This window comes from Vibrio ouci (assembly GCF_004551525.1).
Lineage (GTDB): Bacteria > Pseudomonadota > Gammaproteobacteria > Enterobacterales > Vibrionaceae > Vibrio > Vibrio ouci.
In genome coordinates this window covers 1-19,514 of record NZ_SATR01000052.1, presented here as the reverse complement: position 1 = coordinate 19,514, position 19,514 = coordinate 1, and the positions used below count along the sequence as shown (strand labels likewise).

Annotated in this window: 14 protein-coding genes; 12 read left to right on the top strand and 2 right to left on the bottom strand. The window is 43.8% G+C overall.

The features are described 5' to 3' along the window. Positions 1-198, top strand: a 198-nt coding sequence (locus ELS82_RS26710; protein WP_208733238.1) for a hypothetical protein, incomplete at its 5' end; no start/stop codon positions are given. Here ELS82_RS26710 and ELS82_RS21135 read toward each other — a convergent pair. After that, on the bottom strand, positions 195-2,174 hold the full coding sequence (locus ELS82_RS21135) for a methyl-accepting chemotaxis protein (RefSeq protein ID WP_134837231.1): 1,980 nt from the start codon (positions 2,172-2,174) through the stop codon (positions 195-197). The genes ELS82_RS26710 and ELS82_RS21135 overlap by 4 nt on opposite strands. A gap of 418 nt (positions 2,175-2,592) precedes the next feature. Then, positions 2,593-3,318, bottom strand: coding sequence for a TetR/AcrR family transcriptional regulator (locus ELS82_RS21130; protein ID WP_134837230.1), 726 nt, complete (start codon positions 3,316-3,318; stop codon positions 2,593-2,595). Positions 3,319-3,502: 184 nt separating this feature from the next. Between ELS82_RS21130 and ELS82_RS21125 the strand changes: the two genes are divergently transcribed. The 11 genes from ELS82_RS21125 to ELS82_RS21075 all read left to right on the top strand — a co-directional run bounded on the left by ELS82_RS21125 (position 3,503) and on the right by ELS82_RS21075 (position 19,326). Next, positions 3,503-4,579, top strand: coding sequence for an efflux RND transporter periplasmic adaptor subunit (locus ELS82_RS21125; protein WP_370447490.1), 1,077 nt, complete (start codon positions 3,503-3,505; stop codon positions 4,577-4,579). Between the two features lies 1 nt (position 4,580). After that, a complete protein-coding gene (locus ELS82_RS21120) occupies positions 4,581-5,636 on the top strand; it encodes an efflux RND transporter periplasmic adaptor subunit (protein WP_134837228.1) in 1,056 nt (351 codons plus the stop codon). Further along, positions 5,633-8,695 carry an efflux RND transporter permease subunit gene (locus tag ELS82_RS21115; protein ID WP_134837227.1) on the top strand — a complete coding sequence of 1,021 codons (3,063 nt, stop codon included), beginning with the start codon at positions 5,633-5,635 and terminating at the stop codon, positions 8,693-8,695. The genes ELS82_RS21120 and ELS82_RS21115 overlap by 4 nt, the downstream gene beginning before the upstream one ends. 260 nt (positions 8,696-8,955) lie before the next feature. Next, complete coding sequence (locus ELS82_RS21110) at positions 8,956-10,716, top strand: ABC transporter ATP-binding protein (RefSeq protein WP_134837226.1); 1,761 nt, start codon at positions 8,956-8,958, stop codon at positions 10,714-10,716. Next, entirely contained in the window at positions 10,710-12,497 is a 1,788-nt protein-coding gene (locus ELS82_RS21105) for an ABC transporter ATP-binding protein (RefSeq protein WP_134837225.1), read from the top strand. Before ELS82_RS21110 ends, ELS82_RS21105 begins: the two co-directional genes overlap by 7 nt. A gap of 668 nt (positions 12,498-13,165) precedes the next feature. Beyond that, a complete protein-coding gene (locus tag ELS82_RS21100) occupies positions 13,166-13,906 on the top strand; it encodes an SDR family oxidoreductase (RefSeq protein WP_134837224.1) in 741 nt (246 codons plus the stop codon). Between the two features lie 14 nt (positions 13,907-13,920). Continuing rightward, positions 13,921-15,129 (top strand): acetyl-CoA C-acetyltransferase, encoded by a 1,209-nt coding sequence (locus ELS82_RS21095; RefSeq protein ID WP_134837223.1) that lies wholly within the window; start codon positions 13,921-13,923, stop codon positions 15,127-15,129. Positions 15,130-15,162: 33 nt separating this feature from the next. Then, positions 15,163-15,510, top strand: a complete 348-nt coding sequence (locus tag ELS82_RS21090; RefSeq protein ID WP_053439070.1) for a phasin family protein — start codon at positions 15,163-15,165, stop codon at positions 15,508-15,510. Positions 15,511-15,568: 58 nt separating this feature from the next. After that, complete coding sequence (gene phaC / locus ELS82_RS21085; protein WP_134837222.1) at positions 15,569-17,344, top strand: class I poly(R)-hydroxyalkanoic acid synthase; 1,776 nt, start codon at positions 15,569-15,571, stop codon at positions 17,342-17,344. A 120-nt stretch (positions 17,345-17,464) separates the two neighbouring features. Further along, positions 17,465-18,157: an aspartate/glutamate racemase family protein gene (locus ELS82_RS21080; RefSeq protein WP_134837221.1), complete on the top strand. Its 693-nt coding sequence runs from the start codon at positions 17,465-17,467 to the stop codon at positions 18,155-18,157. After that, the gene (locus tag ELS82_RS21075; protein ID WP_134837220.1) at positions 18,157-19,326 is read left to right on the top strand and encodes an MFS transporter; all 1,170 of its coding nucleotides are present in this window, start codon (positions 18,157-18,159) and stop codon (positions 19,324-19,326) included. Before ELS82_RS21080 ends, ELS82_RS21075 begins: the two co-directional genes overlap by 1 nt. Positions 19,327-19,514: the final 188 nt, after the last annotated feature.

Here is a 19,514-nt window from a genome sequence, read left to right as displayed (position 1 = left end):
CAATCAAGCTCAAGCAAATGCGAGAAAGCGTCAGCCATTTCATTTTACCAGACAAAAGAAAGGACCGAACGTTTCCACGTTCAGTCCTCTTTGTTCCGGCCAAATATCCGTTTAGGTATAAGCGTTAGCGCTTATCCGAATGGCATTATCTCAGATGAGAGGCGTTTTGCTACATATGGCTATGACATTGAAGGTTAGATTTTAAATGTTGAAGCTAAGTTTTTCAGGGAGGTTGCTAGCTGAGCTTGTTCTCTTGCTGTAGATGCAATCTGGGTAGCACCTGTTGTCGACTCAGTTGATTTCTCTTCGACTGTCACGATGTTCTTGGCTATATCTTGGGTAACAACAGCTTGCTCTTCTGTTGCTGTGGCGATTTGATCTGCCATGCTGAAGATGTCGCTTACTGATTCAGATATCTCAGTCAAACTCTGCTCAACTTGACGTGAGTCTTGTACCGCAGCCGCAGATTTCTTCTGACTGTTATCGATAACGCTAAATGCAGACTCCACATCAGATTGCAGTGACGTGATGAAACCTTCGATTTCTGAAGTGGATTCTTGTGTGCGCTGAGCGAGGGTTCTTACCTCGTCAGCGACGACTGCGAAACCGCGACCTTGCTCACCAGCACGAGCGGCTTCAATGGCTGCATTGAGTGCTAACAAATTGGTTTGCTCTGCAACAGATTTAATCACATCTATCACGTTGTTAATATTGTTACTGCTCTCGTGAAGATGAGTGATCTTTTGAGCCAGTCCGTCAATTTCTTGCGCTAAGCTTTCTATCGACTGATAAGAGTTTTGCACTGTGCTCAAACCGGTTTGAGTTTGATCATTCATCATCTTAGCTGATTCAGCAGTTTGTTGAGTTTTGGTCGCGACTTCATTAACCGTAGTCGAAAGCTCTTCTATCGCAGTTGCAATCAAGCCGATTTGGTCTTGTTGCTCAACCATTGATGCTGAATTGTGCTGACAAGTTTGAGCCGTTTCCTCAGCGGCTGACGCAAGGGTTAAGCTCGAATTAGATAGGTTATCGATAACCTCAGAAAATTGCTCAAGTGTCGAGTTAAGTGAAGAGGAGATAACACCCAGCTCGCTTTTGTCTACGTAAGTTGCTCGAACCGACAGGTTATTATCATCACGAACATGCGCCATAACAGAGGTAAGGTCTTTAACACGAGTTGAAAGATCTTTAATAGTGAAGAAGCTGATTAGTCCGGCAATAACCGTGATAAGTGAACAGATTATGATGTTCACAATCAAGTTTACTTGAGCAGCACTGGCTTTTTGTTCTGCTAGTTGAATTAGGCCATCGGCTAAATGGTTTTCGATTTTCTTTAATTGACCAATACGAGCCGTTGATTGGCCAAACCAATATACGGCGTCTGCATTGAAATTCGATGTTTTAGATTCAGCCAGAGCGCGAAGCTTTTTAACTTCTTGTATGGATTTATCTCGCATCTGTTGGTCGTAAAATTGCTGATTTTCTGGGTTAGTAAAAACACTAAAGTTAGAAAAATATGTATTTTGCTGAGTAACGAGAGAAATGAATTTAACTAACATCCCAGGTCCAAATTCATCTTTCGCGAAAGTATTACTCAATACCGCTCGCTCAATACCCGCGCGTTCTTTACCTTGAATAAAGTTATAATAAGCAACGGTCTCTTTCGTCATTTGAGAGTCAGTACTAATGTCAGAAATAATGCCAGACACGCTTAATAACATACCATTGAGCTGAGTGTAGTAAGCGAGTGCATCAGAAAGTTTGATGGACTGGGAGTCTACTTGGCTACGGACAGTACTGAGTTGATTCAGGCGCTGACTAATTTCGCTATTCAGCTGTTGAATTTCACTATTCTGAATTTGATTCGCTTGCCAGTAACTGGTGCGCTGCTGCCGTTTTGTGTCTGCCGCGCTGCGCTGTTTCTGTAATTCGTTCTTGAATTTAGTGCCGTTCGAACCTAGAAAGCCCGCTGTCATGCCACGTTCTTTTTGTAGTTCATGCACTAATTCGCTGTATACAACCGACAATCGAGTTAACTGGGTAAGAGATGACATTTCATTTGAAGTAGAAATACTCTGAGAAATGGATGAGGCACTGAGCCAAAGAAAACCAAGAATAGGCAAAGCGATCAAAATAGCAATTTTCTGCTTAAATGAAAGGTTAGATAAACTCATTAATTATTCCTCATTGCCAGCCACACTATGAATGGTAGTTAAGCTATTATTATGTTTTGTCGAGAAAGTATTCACTCTACTGCATAAGTTCAATAACCCTAAATGGCTACATGTCTGATTTTATGCCCGCAAGCAAAGTATTTTTAAACATTAGATAGCTTTCCTATGCCCACTTATCGTTACATGCTTAATTAGTAATCGCTTAATAATTATAGTGAATAATCGAATTGTTATAGCCGGATTTCTAGCGTTTAAAACAGAGTTTGATTTAGATCAATTTAAATCCTATTAATTAGTTTTCGTCTACGACTAAAGTACTAAAACCTAATGGGACGGAATTTGTTTGTGGATAAATAGCGGGATGTTGGATAAATAAAAAGCGAGCTATTATCGCTCGCTTTTAAATCGGGGAGGAAGGCTATTCTTGGCTCAAGGATTCTGCATCGCACTCAACGTTATAGACTAGGTCAGTCACTCGCTCAGGGCGCAAAATGTATTCGCTCGGTACTTGGAATCGACAAGCCATCATATTGTTGTACATTTCCCAGTGCTTAAGTAGGCACACTCCAATGTCATCGGTTTCATCGGCCCAAGTTTCTTTCATAAATGGCGTAAGGCTAGCGGCACCGTGAGCAAACATCATCATTTGCCATTTGATCTCCCAGATTTTGACTGGTGTCTCAGGATGATTTTCATTGTACTGCTCTGCTAGTCCATGAACTAACTGCTCAATTTCGCCTGAATTATCGATGAAGTAATCGAACAGGGCATCTTCTTGACGTACCGCGTCAGCAATCAACTGGATCGGTTGTTTGCAATCAAGCATGTGGGCGAGTAGACGAACTGAGAAGTGGTATAGCTTAACGTTAGAGCCGACACCTTCAGGCATATTCGCGATGATCGTGCGCATATACTTTTCCATGTAGAGGTGTAAGCCGTCACTGATCGAATACCAGATCTTCTCTTTGCTGCCAAAGTGGTGGCGAATCAGGCTATGCGATACGCCTGCTTTTTCACTGATGTTTCGCAGCGAAACACGCTCATAGCCAAGCTCACAAAATAGCTCAGTTGCGACACGCATAATCTCACATTTGGTTTTCTCAGCGTCTTGAGCGCTTCGTCTGCCTTGCTTTCTTTCCGTCATAGTACCTAGTCAATTTGGTTCAACGCCTTCTTTCTACCAGAAAATGAGCATCATTTCATTAAAGAATCCGCTTAACAGTATAGCCTACATAAAGATTATATTGCACGGGTGGAAAATAAATATTGATCTCACTCATATAATTTATATACTGCACAGGTGTGCAATATGAAAAGATGAATAAACAATGAACACATCAACAAAAGGAATAAGACCAATGATGCGTTTTGCTGCGATAGGGTTATCCGTATTGGTGCTTGCAGGGTGTAACAAGGCGAACTCAGAAATATCAGAGCCGGTGGTTAAGCCCGTTAAGCTGACTGAAGTGCCTAACGTTCAAAGCGAGCGTTATGATTCTTTCATTGCAAACATTGATGCGACTGATCGCGCGTCTTTGTCTTTCCAAGTGGCCGGGGAGGTTGAAGAACTCTTTATCCATATGGGCAGTGAAGTAAAGCAAGGCGACGTACTTGCGAAACTTGACCCAACCGATTACCAGTTGGCTTATCAAGCTCGTTTAGCTGAGTTTAATTTGGCGAAGACTGCGTTCCAGAGAGCGGAGAAACTACACGCGAAAAAACTCATCAGTGTTGATACCTATGATCAGCACGAGGCAAAGTACAAAGCGGCGAGCGCCTCTCTAGAACAAGCCAAAACAGATTTAGACTACACCCAAATTCTTGCGCCGTTTGATGGCGTGGTCTCTATTACTTTTAGTAAAGAACACCAAGTTGTTGGCGCCAACCAGCCAGTACTTAATGTCATTGATAACGGTGTCATGGACGTGGTGTTTACCATTCCGGTGAGCTATGCCGAGCAGTACGGTTTAGAGCATATTGAGTCATCTACTTTTCATGTTGTTATGGACAGCCATAGTGGAGTGGCTATTCCTGCGCGATTTAAAGAAATTTCGACTAAACCTGACAGTGATACCAACAGCTATTCAGCCAGTGTGTCCATTGAGCGCCCTAAGTTAATGAACCTTCTTCCAGGCATGACTGCGCAAGTGAAATTACTCAATGAAACAGGTCAACGTTACGTTCACATTGCTGACACTGCATGGGTGTCTAAACAAGATACCAGCGGTGAGCTATATCGATTTGATCAAGATTCTCAAACTATCTCTCCGATTGAGGTTCAATTGGATAGCAATGGCAACGTGATTGCGGGGCTAAACAGTGGTGACCTTATTGTCGAAGCCGGTGTAGAGAGTCTACTACCAGGTCAACAAGTGAAAGCATGGAAGAAAGAAGGTGGTATCTAAGATGCTTAGTAATAAATTTGCCGTAGCGATGCTATCAGCCAGTGTGTTAGTCGCTTGTACGCCAGAGGTCGAACACCGACCAACCAAACCCGTCATGGTCGATACATTTACTGTAGAACAAGCGTCTCAGAGTCAGTTTCGAAATTTTAACGCCCAAGTAATGCCTGCAGAGCTAACGCCGCTGGCTTTTCGTATGGATGGTGAGCTCTCATCTATGTTGGTAAAAGAGGGCGATCGTGTATCGAAAGGGCAAGTCGTCGCTTTGTTAGATGATGCTAAGAGCAAGCAGCAACTGGTCGATGCTCAAGTGAAGTATGAGCTGGCCTTTAAACAAGCCAAACGTGGTGAGGAGTTACGTAGTAACAAGATGATCTCACGTGCCGAGCTCGATGAGTTGAACGCTAATTTGCAATTGGCAAACGCGAACTTAGGTGCTGCGAAAGCCAGTATGCGTTACACACGTTTAATTGCCCCGTTTGATGGTGTTATTTCATCTGTTGATAAGAAGAAGCATGAGAACGTAACACCCGGCGAGCAAGTGGTCACGATTTATCAAAACGAACAGGTATACGTAAAGATTGAAGTTTCTGATTCAGTGCTCGCCATGTTGAACCCAGAAGTGAATGCGCAGGGTTACCAACCTACGGCGACCTTTGCAGGCCATGAAGGCAGTTATCCAGTGAGCTATTTAGAGCACACTAGCGAGCTTCACCCGCAAAGCCAAACCTATGAGATTTGGCTCAACATGCCGCAAATCGAACATCAAATTCTGCCCGGAACCAGTGCGAGAGTATCCGTTGACCTGATTAAGGCAGGCTTGAGCACATTTGAAGCTTACCAACTTCCTATGACAGCAATTGATGCGGGGAGTGAAGCTCAACAGTTTCATGTTTGGAAACTTGAAAGCGGAGAAGCGCACAAGTACCCAATCAGCGTTGACCAAATCACCGGTAACGGCGCACTAGTCGCATCGGGCATTAGCAAAGGCGATGTTCTCATTAATTCGAATCTGAGAAAGCTGCGTGAAGGAATGGAAATTAAAGGAGTTGAGCTGTGAGCATTGCTGAGTACTCAATAAAAAACAAAGTGATCAGTTGGCTATTCCTCGTCATATTGGCGGTGGGTGGTTATACCTCGTTTATGGACTTGGGCAGACTTGAAGATCCTGCGTTTACCATCAAAGACGCGATGATTATTTCTACCTATCCGGGGGCAACCTCTCAAGAGGTAGAAGAAGAGCTGACATACCCATTAGAAAAGGAAATACGTAAGTTACCTTACTTAGACAAAATTACCTCGACCTCATCGAACGGAATGTCGCAGATAATGGTCAGTATGGAGATGGAATACGGCCCAGACGAACTCCCTCAGATTTGGGATGAAATGCGCCGTAAGATCAACGATCTTCAACCAACGTTGCCCTCTGGTGTGAACTCAATTCAAATCATTGATGATTTTGGTGATGTATACGGCATCATGCTAATGCTTACAGGCAACGGCTATGACTATATTGAGCTCAAGCGCTATGCCGATTACCTGAGTCGTGAGCTAGAGCTGGTTGATGGTGTAGGTAAAGTGGCCATCGCAGGCGATCAGCAGGAGCAAGTGTTTGTTGAGGTTTCTCTAGAGCGGTTAGCAGCTCTTAATCTCGACATGAACACGGTTGTCGGTCTGCTTAGCCAGCAAAATAGTGTCCAGTCGGCGGGTGAGGTGATGGTTAACGGCCAGACACTGACCATTCGCCCAAATGGCACCATGAGCTCACAACAGGAGCTAGAAGATTTAATTATCCATGGTCGTGATACAGGTAACCTGATTCGACTGAAAGATGTTGCGACGGTCACTCGCGGTATTCAAGAGAAGCCGAGCAATGTCATCACTTTCAACGGCCAACCAGCCATAAACCTTGCTATCTCATTTGGTGCTGGTGTTAACGTTGTTGAAGTGGGCAAAGCCTTAGAATCAGAGCTTCAAGCGCTAGAGTCTATTCGTCCGGCGGGGGTAGAGATCAATTACTTTTATAATCAGTCGGCGGAGGTTGAGAAGTCAGTCGATGACTTTATCGTCAGCTTAGGTCAAGCGGTAGCTATCGTAATCATCGTTCTGCTATTTGCAATGGGCTTACGCAGTGGCCTGATCATCGGTGCCGTGTTGTTACTGACGGTGATGGGCACGTTTATTCTGATGAAGCAAAATGATGTTGAGCTGCATCGTATTTCGCTTGGGGCACTCATCATTGCGCTAGGTATGCTGGTGGACAATGCCATCGTTGTTGTAGAAGGAATATTGGTTGGATTGAAGCGCGGTAAAACCAAACTTCAAGCCTCGGTTGATATTGTTAAGCAGACTCAATGGCCATTACTTGGCGCGACCATCATTGCGATTACCGCCTTTGCTCCAATCGGTTTGTCTGAAGATGCGACCGGTGAGTTCATGGGCTCATTGTTCTGGGTATTGTGTTATTCACTGTTCTTGAGCTGGATTACAGCGTTGACGCTGACGCCTTTCTTAGCAGAGTTGCTGCTGAAAGAAGAAGACAAGCAAGCACAAACAGAAGATGTCGACCCATATAAAGGCGTATTGTTTACGGTCTTCGGCGCAAGCCTTAAGTTCGCGCTACGTTTCCGCTGGTTAACTGTCATCAGCATGGTTGGTCTACTTGTCGCTGCGGTTGCTGGCTTTGGTATGGTTAAGCAGCAGTTCTTCCCGCCGAGTAATACACCGATGTTCTATGTCGATATGTGGATGCCGGAAGGGACCGACATTCGTGAGACGATCAAAGAGACCAAAAAGGTCGAGCAATACATTCGCCAGCAAGAGAACGTCGAATTTGTCTCTACCACTACAGGACAAGGCCTACAGCGTTTCGCGTTAACGTATCAACCTGAGAAAAGCTACGAAGCGTATACCCAGTTGCAAGTTCGTACCTCTGACCGAGAAACCATGTTCGAGTTGCTGGCTGAGCTAGATGAAAACCTAGCAGTAAAATTCAATCAACCAACGTTTCAGTTTAAGTTGATGGAGTTCGGGCCGTCACCAGCATCGAAGATTGAAGCACGAATTACTGGCCCTGATCCTAAAGTGTTGCGTGAAATCGCAGTGCAGGTAGAAGATGTACTGCTTCAAGATCCCGGAGCAAGAAACGTTCGTCACGATTGGCGTGAGCGTACTAAAGAGCTGGTTCCTCAATTCAATGAGTCTAAGGCGCGACGCTTAGGTATCTCTAAAGAAGAGTTGTCGAACACCCTGCAGATGGCATTTGGCGGAACACCAATTGGCTTACTGCGTGACGGTACCCACATGTTGCCGATCATTACTCGTCTTCCGGAGCAGGAGCGTATTGATTTTGAGTCGCTCGCTAATGTGAAAATTTGGAGCCCAACACTACAAAGCTATGTTCCTGTTGAGCAAGTCATTGATGGTGTAACTCTTGAGTGGCAAGAGCCGTTAATTCAGCGTCGAGATAGAAAACGTACTCTGACCGTTCTTGCCGATCACGATGTGTTGGGACATGAGACACCAGCAAGTTTATTTAGTCGAGTGAAACCAAGTATTGAAGCGCTAACACTCCCTGCGGGCTATGAAATTACTTGGGGTGGTGAGTATGAATCTTCAAAGGATGCGCAAGAAGCACTGTTTGGTTCTTTGCCGATGGGTTACTTACTGATGTTCATTATTACTATGTTGCTGTTTAACTCATTGAGAAAACCGTTAGTCATTTGGTTCACAGTGCCTCTGTCTATCATCGGTGTTTCTATTGGTCTACTCGTGACGGATATGCCGTTTAGTTTTACCGCCTTCCTCGGTCTATTAAGTCTGAGCGGCATGATCTTGAAAAACGGTATTGTATTGCTCGACCAAATCAATATCGAACTGGAGTCGGGTAAGGACCCATATCAAGCGGTATTTGATAGTGCTATCTCGCGAGTACGCCCGGTGAGTATGGCGGCTCTCACTACGATTCTGGGTATGATCCCACTTGTCTTTGATGCATTTTTTGGCTCAATGGCGATCACAATAATGGCAGGCTTAGGCTTTGCTACGGTGCTAACACTGATTGTTGTACCGGTATTATTCGCTATTTTCTATCGAATCAAACCATCCACTGCCGGATAGTTCAAGGATTGAAACCGATTCGTTTAATGCCAGCCCGGATTTATTCCGGGCTTTTTTCATCACATGTTTTTTGTGTGTGGGGAAGGGGTAAACTCGTCTCAAACTGATGATTTTTCATGCTGAAGAGAGTAAAATCCTCAGCTTCAAACAGCACTCTGAACATTACCCTAAACGCGTTTCTTATCGTGTGCTCGCCACCTTTTCGTACTGAAATGCTAAATTGAATCGCATAACAAAATTATCTAGAAAGAACGAGTCGTATGACCAAAACTGAGTTTTTCGCGCATTATGTGCGCATGAATCGTAAATCGTATTTGCTTGCGATTGTATTTATCTTTCTTGTTAACTGGCTGCAGGTCGAGATCCCACGTTATATTCAACTAGCGATTGATTTGATTGAAGATGCATCGGTGACAGGCCATGCGCAGCTTAAAAACTACGTTGGTATTGTGGTCGCTATGTCGATTGCGATGGTAGTTGTACGCATTTTATCCCGCATCTATGCGTTGAATCCTGGCAGGATCACAGAAGCAGCACTCAAAAATACACTGCTGCAAAAGCTCAATCGTTTACCGAGTAGCTTTCATCAGCAGTTTGCTTCTGGTCGCCTCATTTCAATTATCAATAATGACCTTAACGGAATTCGACTGTTATTCGGCGTCGGATTTTTGCAGTTTTTTAATGCCTTGTTAGCACTGTCACTGACCCCTTTGTATATGTGGCGCATTTCTCCTGAGCTGACTTTGTATTCAGTTATTCCCATCTCTATTGCTTTCGTCATATTTCGAATAGGTTTTACGCGCATGAAAACCTTACACCTTGAACATATGAGTCGACTGCAAAACTTGTCAGCTCAAATGATGAATTACTTGTCTGGCATTGACTTGATTAAGAGCCAGAACATGTCTCCTTGGGTGAAAGCTGAGATAGAAAAGCTTAACCAACAATTGCTTCGCTGCCGCATGAGAATCATGCGAATACAAGTCTACTTTATGCCAGTGTTGGATTACGCCAATGACTTAATGAAGATCATTATTCTTGGTCTAGGTGGATACATGCTGATGGCGCAAGAGTTGACTTTGGGTGAGATAACGGCATTTTTAACCTATTCAGTGTTGCTTGCGATGCCATTAATGCAGTTGGGCCGTATCGCGACTATTTATCAGCGTGGAATTGTCGGTATTCAAAGCGCTCAAACAATCTTGAACGCGGAGATGCCTGAGCTGGATGAAATTAAACTTTCTCAGCCTGAAGTCGAACAACTCACGGGGAAAACCATTTCTGTTCGAAACTTGAGCTTTCAATACGATGCAGATGAAGAAAATGTACTGTCTAATGTGAGCTTTGATATCCCGAAAGGAAAGAAAGTCGGGGTGCTTGGTGGGATCGGTGCGGGCAAAACGACGCTGGTTAACTGCCTAAACCATCATCTAGAGGTACCCGCAGGAAGTATCTTTATTGGCGATAGAGACATTACCTCTTTTTCGCGTTCAGACTTGCGCCGCTATATCAAAACAGTAACCCAAGACCCGTATTTGTTTTCTGCAACGGTTGAAGACAACATCCGCTTTGGTAGTCAGAGTGAGGTAGCTAAAGCGCAAGTCGATGAAGTATTAGAACTCAGTCAGTTGGTCGGTGATGTTTCTCGTTTTGAACACGGCGATCAAACCCTAGTGGGTGAAAAAGGCATTATGCTCTCTGGCGGTCAAAAGCAAAGGCTTAGTATTGCGCGTGCGCTTCTAGAGCCTGCCGAGTTGATCATTATGGACAATGTACTCTCTGCCGTTGACTACGAAACAGAGAGAAAAATTTTAGAGAATCTATTCGACCATTTAGGCGACAAGTCAGTTTTGGTCGTGTCTCACCGTGTTAATGCACTTGAATATATGGATGAGATTGTTGTTTTAAACAACGGTGAAGTGATTGCCCGAGGGGATCATCAAACGTTGCTCAAAACGTGTGATTACTATCTAGAAACTTGGCAACTACAACAAAATGAGACGGAGGCAGCAGCATGTTAAAAGGTGTCGACGTCAAATATCTTAAGCACTTCTTCAAGTTCGCTAAGAAGTATAAGAAGTCAGCAATTTTGGGCATCGCAATGTTGCCGCTTACTGTGCTGACGAGTTTACTGTTTCCATGGTTAATCATCCAAATCATCGATGTACACCTAAGCCAAGGAGACATGGAGGGCTTGCTAGAATATGTCTCGTATTTAGTCGCGGTTCTGGTGATGAGTTACGTTGTTGATACGACTTACTCATACAACTTACGAAAAACGGGACAAAACACCGTGACAGATATGCGAAGTGTTTTGTTTGATCGCGTATTAAAGTTACCCCGCAGCTATTTTGATAGTACGCCTATTGGTGTCACGCTATCTCGCCTGACAAGTGACCTAGAAACTATCGGAGAGACCTTCGTACAATCGGTGGTGGGGTTGGTGAAGGATACGTTGAACACCATTGCCTTGTTGGTGATGATGTTTTTGATTGATTGGCAACTAACGCTGATTGTTTTGGTTGTCATGCCGCCGGTGATGTACTTAACGGTATACGTGAGAAACAAGCTCCGTGAGTTGTATCTGCTGACTCGATCTGCATTAGCAAGAGGTGTTGGCTTTTTGCAGGAAGTCTTGTTTGGTATGAAAACCGTTCAAATGTATCGAGCAGAGATACAAGTTGAAGAGAAGTTTAAAAGTTATACGGATGAGTTTTTACACGCGCAGAAGAAGATCAACAAATATGATGCGATTCTGTTTTCGTTTATCTCGGGTATCACCTCTGTGACGATTGCTCTACTGATTTGGTACGGTTCAGAGCAAGTTATTGCAGGCGCTTTGACACTTGGTGTGCTGATTGCGTTTATCAATACATTGGAAAAAGTCTTTGTCCCGATACGAGACTTCACCTCTCAAATTGCCTCAATACAAAGCTCATTTGCTGCGTTTGACCATATTGAGGAGCTCTTCGCTCAACCAACAGCAGAAGAAGGGCGTCAGCTATTGCCAAGTCAGGAAGTGAAACGTCAACTCACACAGTTCGAGACGTTAGAGTTTCGTAATGTGAGTTTCCGTTACAAAGACGACGCCCCATATGTGTTAAACAATGTCTCCTTTGTACTCGAAAAAGGTCATCAAATTGCGCTGGTGGGATCGACTGGTTCAGGGAAGTCGACAATATTGCGGTTGATCTCTAGGACTTATCTAAACTACGAAGGCAGCATCCTATTAAATGGTATCGAGTTGTCACAAATTGCCGTAGAGGACTCCATGCACTTGTTCTCGTTAATGATGCAAGAGGTGCACTTATTTGAAGAGAGTATCGAGTTTAACATTGCGTTAGGTAAACCCGAGATAGAGAGTAAGGATGTAGAACAGTCGGCTGAATATGTGTATGCGAATCGGTTTATCGATAAGCTACCTGGACGATATGATTTCAAAATTGAAAAGAATGGCTCGAACCTGTCAGTAGGGCAAACTCAGTTGATTTCATTTGCTCGTGCGGTTGCACAAGGTGGCCAGGTTATGATGTTAGATGAGGCGACGAGTTCGGTCGATTCCATCACTGAATCCCTCATTCAAAAAGCGATGCAACGACTGTTTAATGATAAGACGGTAATTGCAATTGCTCACCGACTGAGTACCGTAAGGCACTCTGACATGATACTCGTGCTGGAAAAGGGTGAGATCGTCGAGCGGGGAAATCATAAACAGTTGCTGGCTCTTAATGGCTTGTACGCTGGCCTGTTAAATGAAACGATCAAGTCGCCTAGTCAAAATATCGAAATCGTAAATCAATAGTGTAATAGCTAACTTAGCAACACATTCAATAAAACCATGCTAGCCCGGATTAACTCCGGGCTTTTTTATATTTCTAATATTCAATACGGGAAAACAAAGAAAAATATATGGTAAATATTTTTAGTTTATTAATTAAATATAGACGATGGTATAGATAGAAATTATTTATCGAACCGTTATTAATCATAATCTTATAAATCCCATGGTTATATTTTGATTGACGTATTGACCCAATGTAATACTAAAGTTGAAATCTGTATTGATGGCTTGCTCACTAAATTTGATTAGGTTATGGAAAACTAACTATTGATATTTCACGTAATGGAAATTTTATGCAACCTCTATGTAATTGATTGTTAGTCATTAAAAATCAATGACTTAAATCTTATTGAGTAACCTGTTGATTAAAAAATAACCAGGAAAAACATGCACTTAATCTGAGTTAACATCAATATAACATTTCATTATATATGAGACCTCGTTCAACTTTACGAACTAATTTTGAGAAAACATTTGAACTGTAATAATTAAGGATTAATTTTAATAATTAAAAGGCGCAAGGAAGCCTTAATATATTTTTATTTGATTTTGGTTTTTACGTATTGAGTAACGTATAAATTAGAAGTTATCACTTTATATTTATTGCTTGTTAAGAATGGAGTCCATTAATGAAGAAAATTGCTTTGATCACGGGTTCGAAAGGTGGGATAGGTTCCGCTATTTCGGAGCAGTTAGTGAATGACGGATATCGAGTCATTGCGACGTACTTTACTGGTAACTACTCATGCGCGTTAGAGTGGTTCAATGAGAAGCGATTTAATGAAGATCAGGTACGCTTGTTTGAACTGGATGTGACCAATACAGAGCAGTGTGCTGAGCGCCTGGCGATTTTGCTTGAAGAAGAGGGTACCATTGATGTCATCGTCAATAATGCAGGTATTACTCGCGATGGAACGTTCAAAAAGATGCAAGCGTCAGCATGGAAAGAAGTGATTGAAACAAATCTCAACAGTGTGTTTAACGTTACCCAGCCTCTGTTTGCCGCTATGTGTGAAAAGGGCAACGGCCGAGTTGTTAACATTTCATCGGTGAATGGACTAAAAGGTCAATTCGGGCAAACCAACTACTCAGCAGCGAAAGCGGGCATGATTGGTTTTTCGAAAGCACTTGCAGCGGAAGGCGCTCGTAGTGGTGTCACAGTAAATGTTGTGGCACCGGGTTACACAGGGACACCAATGGTGGAAGCAATGAAGCCAGAAGCGTTGGAATCCATCAAAGCTCAAATCCCTATGGGTCGTCTTGCAACACCAGTTGAAGTTGCAAAATCGGTCTCTTTCTTAGTCAGTGATGCAGGCGCGTACATTACAGGGGAAACTCTCTCTGTAAACGGCGGCTTATACATGCATTAAGAAGGAGTAGAAAAATGGAAAAAGTATATATCGTAGCGGCAAAACGTACTCCAATTGGCTCATTTGGTGGAACGCTAAAAGACATTTCTGCTGGTAACTTAGCGTCAATCGCGATTAAAGCGGCGCTGTCAGAAGGTAATGTTGACGTGAACCTAGTTGATGAGGTGATCGTTGGTAATGTGATTAGTGCTGGTCAAGGGATGGGAGTCGGTAGACAAGCGTCACTCTACGCTGGAATTCCCAACGAAGTGCCAGCTTACTCAATCAACATGGTTTGTGGCAGCGGCATGAAGTCGGTTATGGACGCGGCGAGTCACATTAAGGCTGGAGACGCTGACATTGTTGTTGCTGCCGGTGTTGAAGTGATGTCGCAGATCCCATTTACCATTCCTTCCGGTATCCGTGACGGACATAAGATGGGAAGTATGAATCTGACAGACTTACTGATCAATGACGGTCTGACGGATGTGTATAACCAATATCATATGGGCGTTACGGCTGAAAATATCGCTAAAGCCGTAGAACTCAGTCGTGAACAGCAAGATGAATACGCGTTAGGTAGTCAGCTTAAGGCAGTGTCAGCGATTGAAGCTGGAAAATTCAAACAAGAAATTGTCGCTGTCGACGTTAAGAAACGCCGAGAAACCGTTGTATTCGATACTGATGAATATCCAAAAGCAGAAGCGACACTAAGTGGCTTGGCAAAACTGCGACCAGCGTTTGACCGTGAAGGCACGGTGACAGCGGGTAACGCTTCGGGCCTAAATGATGGTGCGAGTGCAGTAATCGTTGCCAGTGAGTCTGCGGTGAAAAAGCATGGGTTAGAGCCTATTGCAGAAATTGTCAGCTATGGTCAGTCAGGTTTAGAGCCGGAGCTAATGGGACTGGGTCCTGTGGAAGCGGTCAGTATCGCGCTCGATAAAGCGGATTTAAGTATCGAAGATCTCGATCTGTATGAACTTAACGAAGCATTTGCGGCGCAAGCGCTCGGCGTTATCCATAAACTTGCGGAAAAGCACCAGGTATCGATTTCAACCATCTTAGATAAAGCGAACGTAAACGGTGGAGCGATTGCATTAGGCCATCCACTTGGAGCGTCGGGTAACCGAATTCTTGTATCACTCATCCATGAACTCAACCGCAGAGGTGACCAATACGGTGTGGCGTCTCTATGTGTTGGTGGTGGCATGGGTACCGCGCTAATCATCAAATCAATCCAGTAATTATTAAATGGAATTAACTCAGGAGTAATACTCATGTACACAGATTTTTTTAAAACATTTAGCGATCAAACTGAAAAAAGCCTAGAACCATACCTAAAGTTCAACAAGCTAGTGACTAAGAATGTTGAAGTATTAACTGAGCTTCAGCTTAATGCCATGCGTACATACAGCGAAATGGGCTTAGCGCAAATGAAAGCGGCTAGCGAAATCAAAGATGTTACGTCATTGACAGCGTTTAACAGCCAGCAGCTCAGTGTTTTGACTAAGTTGTCTCAACAAATGATGGACGATAGCAACAAGCTTCAAGCTGTTGCTAAAGAGTTCAAAGATGATGTGGAACAGATGACGACGGAAAACCTTAAGACAGTGACTCCCGCATAACACTGCCTATATTAGCCGCCGAAAGGCGGCATTTTTTTCCGATCGTAGGAGTCTAATCATGTTACACAACTTCTTTTCGGACTACCTTGTTAAGCTCCAAGAAACCAATCAAAAGTGGTGGGAAGATCTAGAACTCAGCAGGGCAGCCGCAAACACTCCTCTCAATAAAGCAATGCAAGAGGTGAACCTCGAAGACACCGCTAAATTGTTAGAGGGCGCAGCCAACCAACCAGCAGCAATGCTTAAAATCCAAGCCGATTGGTGGCAGCAACAATTGCAGATTTGGCAAAATGTTGCTCTTAGCGCAAATACTGATGATGTCATTAAGGCTGAGAAAGGCGATAAGCGCTTTACTCACGAAGAATGGCAACAAGATATTTTCTTCAACTTTATCAAACAATCTTACCTGCTTTTCAGTAAAACCTACTTAGAAACTATCGATAGCATCGAAGGCTTAGATGATAAAGCCAAGGAACGAATCAGCTTTTTCTCGCGTCAGGCTATCAATGCACTTTCTCCAAGCAACTATATTGCGACCAACCCAGAGCTGCTAAAGCTGACACTTGAGCAAAATGGTCAGAACTTGTTGGCTGGTTTAGAGCAACTGAAAGAAGATGCCGAGTCTAGCGCAGATATTCTTAAAATTCGTATGACTAACAATAATGCTTTCCGCATTGGTGAAGACGTTGCGAATACCTCAGGCGATGTGGTTTTTAAGAATGAGCTATTTGAATTAATTCAATACCGCCCTCTGACAGAGCAAGTTAACTCGACACCTTTGATGATCGTTCCACCGTTCATTAACAAATACTACATTCTAGATTTGCGTGAAAAGAACTCGATGGTACGTTGGTTACTAGAGCAAGGTCATTCAGTATTTATGATCTCTTGGCGTAACCCTGGTGCTGAGCAGCGTGATGTTGAGTTTGGTGATTACGTGACTGAAGGTGTGGCAAAAGCGGTTTCTGCGATTGAAGAAATCACCGGCCAAGACCAAGTCAACGCGGCAGGTTACTGCATTGGTGGCACTGTGCTTGCGAGTACCATTGCTTACTACGCAGCGAAGCGCATGAAGAAGCGTATTAAGAGTGCATCATTCTTTACGACATTGCTTGATTTCTCTCAGCCAGGTGAAGTTGGCGCATACATCAACGACACCATACTCACAGCTATTGAAGCTCAGAATGATGCCAAGGGCTACATGGATGGTCGTTCGCTCAGCGTGACGTTCAGCTTGCTACGCGAGAACAGTCTGTACTGGAATTACTACGTTGATAATTACTTGAAAGGTAATAGCCCGGTTGATTTCGACCTACTTTACTGGAACAGTGATAGCACTAACGTGGCAGCTAAAACGCACAATTTCATGCTGAGGGAGTTGTACTTGAACAATAAACTTGTTCAAGACAAAGGGGTGAAAATCGGTGGCGTGTGGGTTGATCTCAACAAGATCAAAATCCCGAGTTACTTTGTTTCGACCAAAGAAGACCATATTGCTCTCTGGCAAGGAACGTATCGTGGTGCACTGAATGTGGGCGGCAACAAGACGTTTGTTCTTGGTGAGTCAGGCCATATCGCAGGTATCGTAAATCATCCTGATAAAGATAAATATGGCTATTGGACGAGTGACACGCTAGATGAGAGTGCTGATGAATGGTTGGCTAACGCAAATCATACTGAAGGCTCTTGGTGGAAACATTGGCACCAGTGGTTAATGGGTTTCAATGCTGAAGAACAAGTTGCGCCTTTCCCTGTAGGCAGCGAGCAGTTCCCAGTATTGGGCCCAGCTCCTGGTAACTATGTGAAGCAAGTTCTACCGATACGCTCAGAATAACGGCTTAACTAAACGAAATAAGACAAGGCTTTTAAACTCTGTTTAGAAGCCTTTTTTTATTTGTATTGTGACATGGGATCTGTTTAATTATTTGTAACAAATAAATGTGAGGGTGAAGGGATGAAAACGATAGGGATCATTGGCGGTATGAGCTGGGAGTCCACAGCTGAATATTATAAACAGCTCAACGAGGGCGTAAAACAGCACAAAGGCGGACTACATTCGGCAAAGATCATCCTCAATAGTGTCGATTTTGCAGAGATTGAACTGCTGCAGCGTAGCGGCGAGTGGGACAAAAGTGCCGTATTGTTGTGCGATGCAGCTCAGTCAATCGAACGAGCGGGCGCAGACTTTGTTTTGATTGCGACCAACACCATGCATAAGGTCGCGGAACAAGTGCAAGAAGCGGTCTCTATTCCACTGCTTCATATTGCCGATACCACTGGTGAAGTGCTAGTAGAAAAGGGCATTACTAAAGTTGGCCTACTAGGTACTGCGTTCACAATGGAAGAAGCTTTTTACAAACAACGTTTAAGTGACAAGTTTGGGATAGAAGTTGTAGTACCAAACGGCGTGCAGAGAAAGCTGGTACATGATGTGATTTACAACGAACTTTGTCTGGGTAAGGTTAACCGTCGCTCCAAAGATGATTTTCATACCATCATTAGTGATCTTGCAGAAAGTGGTGCGCAAGGCGTGATTCTAGGTTGTACAGAGATTGGTCTGTTAGTCTCGCAAGATGAAACCGACACACCGTTATTTGATACGGTTGAGTTACATGCGTTAGCCGCAGTAAAAGAGGCACTTCGTTAATGAATCGAAATGTATGGCTGTTGTCACTCTGCCAAGCTCTGTTAATGACAGGCAATATACTGCTTATCTCGGTAATTGGCTTGGTTGGTAAAGCGATAGCGCCAAGTTTAAGCCTGATCACTTTACCTGTGGCGTTACAGTTTTTAGGTTTAATGAGTGCCACGATTCCTGCCTCTTTGATTATGGGCAAGCTAGGCCGACGCAAGGGCTTTAGCATTGGTAATCTAATTGGCATTACTGGTGCAAGTGTGTCGACTTACGCATTGTCCCAAGAGATGTTTTACCTGTTTTGTGTCGGTACATTCCTGCTGGGGATTGGTATTGGCTTTGGTACACTTTACCGATTCGCTGCGATAGAAGTGTGCGATGAGAGCGCAAGGCATAGGGCGATTTCGATTTCTATGGCTGGTGGCGTATTAGCAGCTATGCTTGGGCCCAATCTAGCAATCTATTCACAGCAGTGGTCGGCTGACGGTTTGTATGTCGGCGCATTTATGGCGTTAATTGGCTTGAACATTCTCGCCTTGGGCCTGCTTCAGACCATTCAATTTCCACCCACCCACGAACACCATCAGCAGGTGCAAAGTGAGCCCTTGCTAGACATTATCAAAGCGCCCAATTTTATGTTGGCGGTATTCGCAGCCATGGTGGCGTATGCGGTGATGAACATTTTGATGACCGCAACACCTTTGGCCATGATTGGCTGCGGGTTTGATTTTGAAAAAGCGGCAGGCGTGATTGAGTGGCATGTATTGGGCATGTTCGTTCCTGCATTTTTCACTGGTCGTTTGATTGAACGCTTTGGCGCAAGGAACATGATCATATCTGGTGGCATTTTGTTTGTGCTATGTATTGCGATCAATATTCATGGGCAATCAATCTGGCACTTCAGTTTGGCTCTTATTCTGCTCGGTGTTGGTTGGAACTTTATGTTTATTGCAGCAACAGGGCTCTTTAGCCAATCGTATTCGCCGCGTAATAAGTCGAAAGCGCAAGCGTTTAATGAGTTCTTTGTCTTTAGCTGTGTCACCATAACCGCGCTTTTATCTGGTTGGCTTGAATCGACTGTCGGATGGGAAATGATGAACATCTACGTATTACCGTTTGTATTGGCCGTGTTAGCGTTATTTGGTGTAAATACGTATAAAGCGCGACAATCTATCGCTTAGGTAATCGCTCGACTCGTTGACATAAAAAAGGCTGCTTGTTGCCTGTCTCTTGATCACAAGTCTAGTGAATCAAGAGACTTAGCCAGTTCATACCCTTCAAGGATGGTTTGCAGCCTAAACCATCCTTGCCATAACGTCTTTATGGAAGCGCGATCCGTTCGCTTAGTATTCTTCCAACCACCTAATCG

What these genes read in the sequence shown, in the direction of transcription:
- ELS82_RS21135 (WP_134837231.1), bottom strand. Translation starts at nt 2,174, where the DNA reads ATGAGTTTATCTAACCTTTCATTTAAGCAGAAAATTGCTATTTTGATC.
- ELS82_RS21130 (WP_134837230.1), bottom strand. Translation starts at nt 3,318, where the DNA reads ATGACGGAAAGAAAGCAAGGCAGACGAAGCGCTCAAGACGCTGAGAAA.
- ELS82_RS21125 (WP_370447490.1), top strand. Translation starts at nt 3,503, where the DNA reads ATGAACACATCAACAAAAGGAATAAGACCAATGATGCGTTTTGCTGCG.
- ELS82_RS21120 (WP_134837228.1), top strand. Translation starts at nt 4,581, where the DNA reads ATGCTTAGTAATAAATTTGCCGTAGCGATGCTATCAGCCAGTGTGTTA.
- ELS82_RS21110 (WP_134837226.1), top strand. Translation starts at nt 8,956, where the DNA reads ATGACCAAAACTGAGTTTTTCGCGCATTATGTGCGCATGAATCGTAAA.
- ELS82_RS21105 (WP_134837225.1), top strand. Translation starts at nt 10,710, where the DNA reads ATGTTAAAAGGTGTCGACGTCAAATATCTTAAGCACTTCTTCAAGTTC.
- ELS82_RS21100 (WP_134837224.1), top strand. Translation starts at nt 13,166, where the DNA reads ATGAAGAAAATTGCTTTGATCACGGGTTCGAAAGGTGGGATAGGTTCC.
- ELS82_RS21095 (WP_134837223.1), top strand. Translation starts at nt 13,921, where the DNA reads ATGGAAAAAGTATATATCGTAGCGGCAAAACGTACTCCAATTGGCTCA.
- ELS82_RS21090 (WP_053439070.1), top strand. Translation starts at nt 15,163, where the DNA reads ATGTACACAGATTTTTTTAAAACATTTAGCGATCAAACTGAAAAAAGC.
- phaC (WP_134837222.1), top strand. Translation starts at nt 15,569, where the DNA reads ATGTTACACAACTTCTTTTCGGACTACCTTGTTAAGCTCCAAGAAACC.
- ELS82_RS21080 (WP_134837221.1), top strand. Translation starts at nt 17,465, where the DNA reads ATGAAAACGATAGGGATCATTGGCGGTATGAGCTGGGAGTCCACAGCT.
- ELS82_RS21075 (WP_134837220.1), top strand. Translation starts at nt 18,157, where the DNA reads ATGAATCGAAATGTATGGCTGTTGTCACTCTGCCAAGCTCTGTTAATG.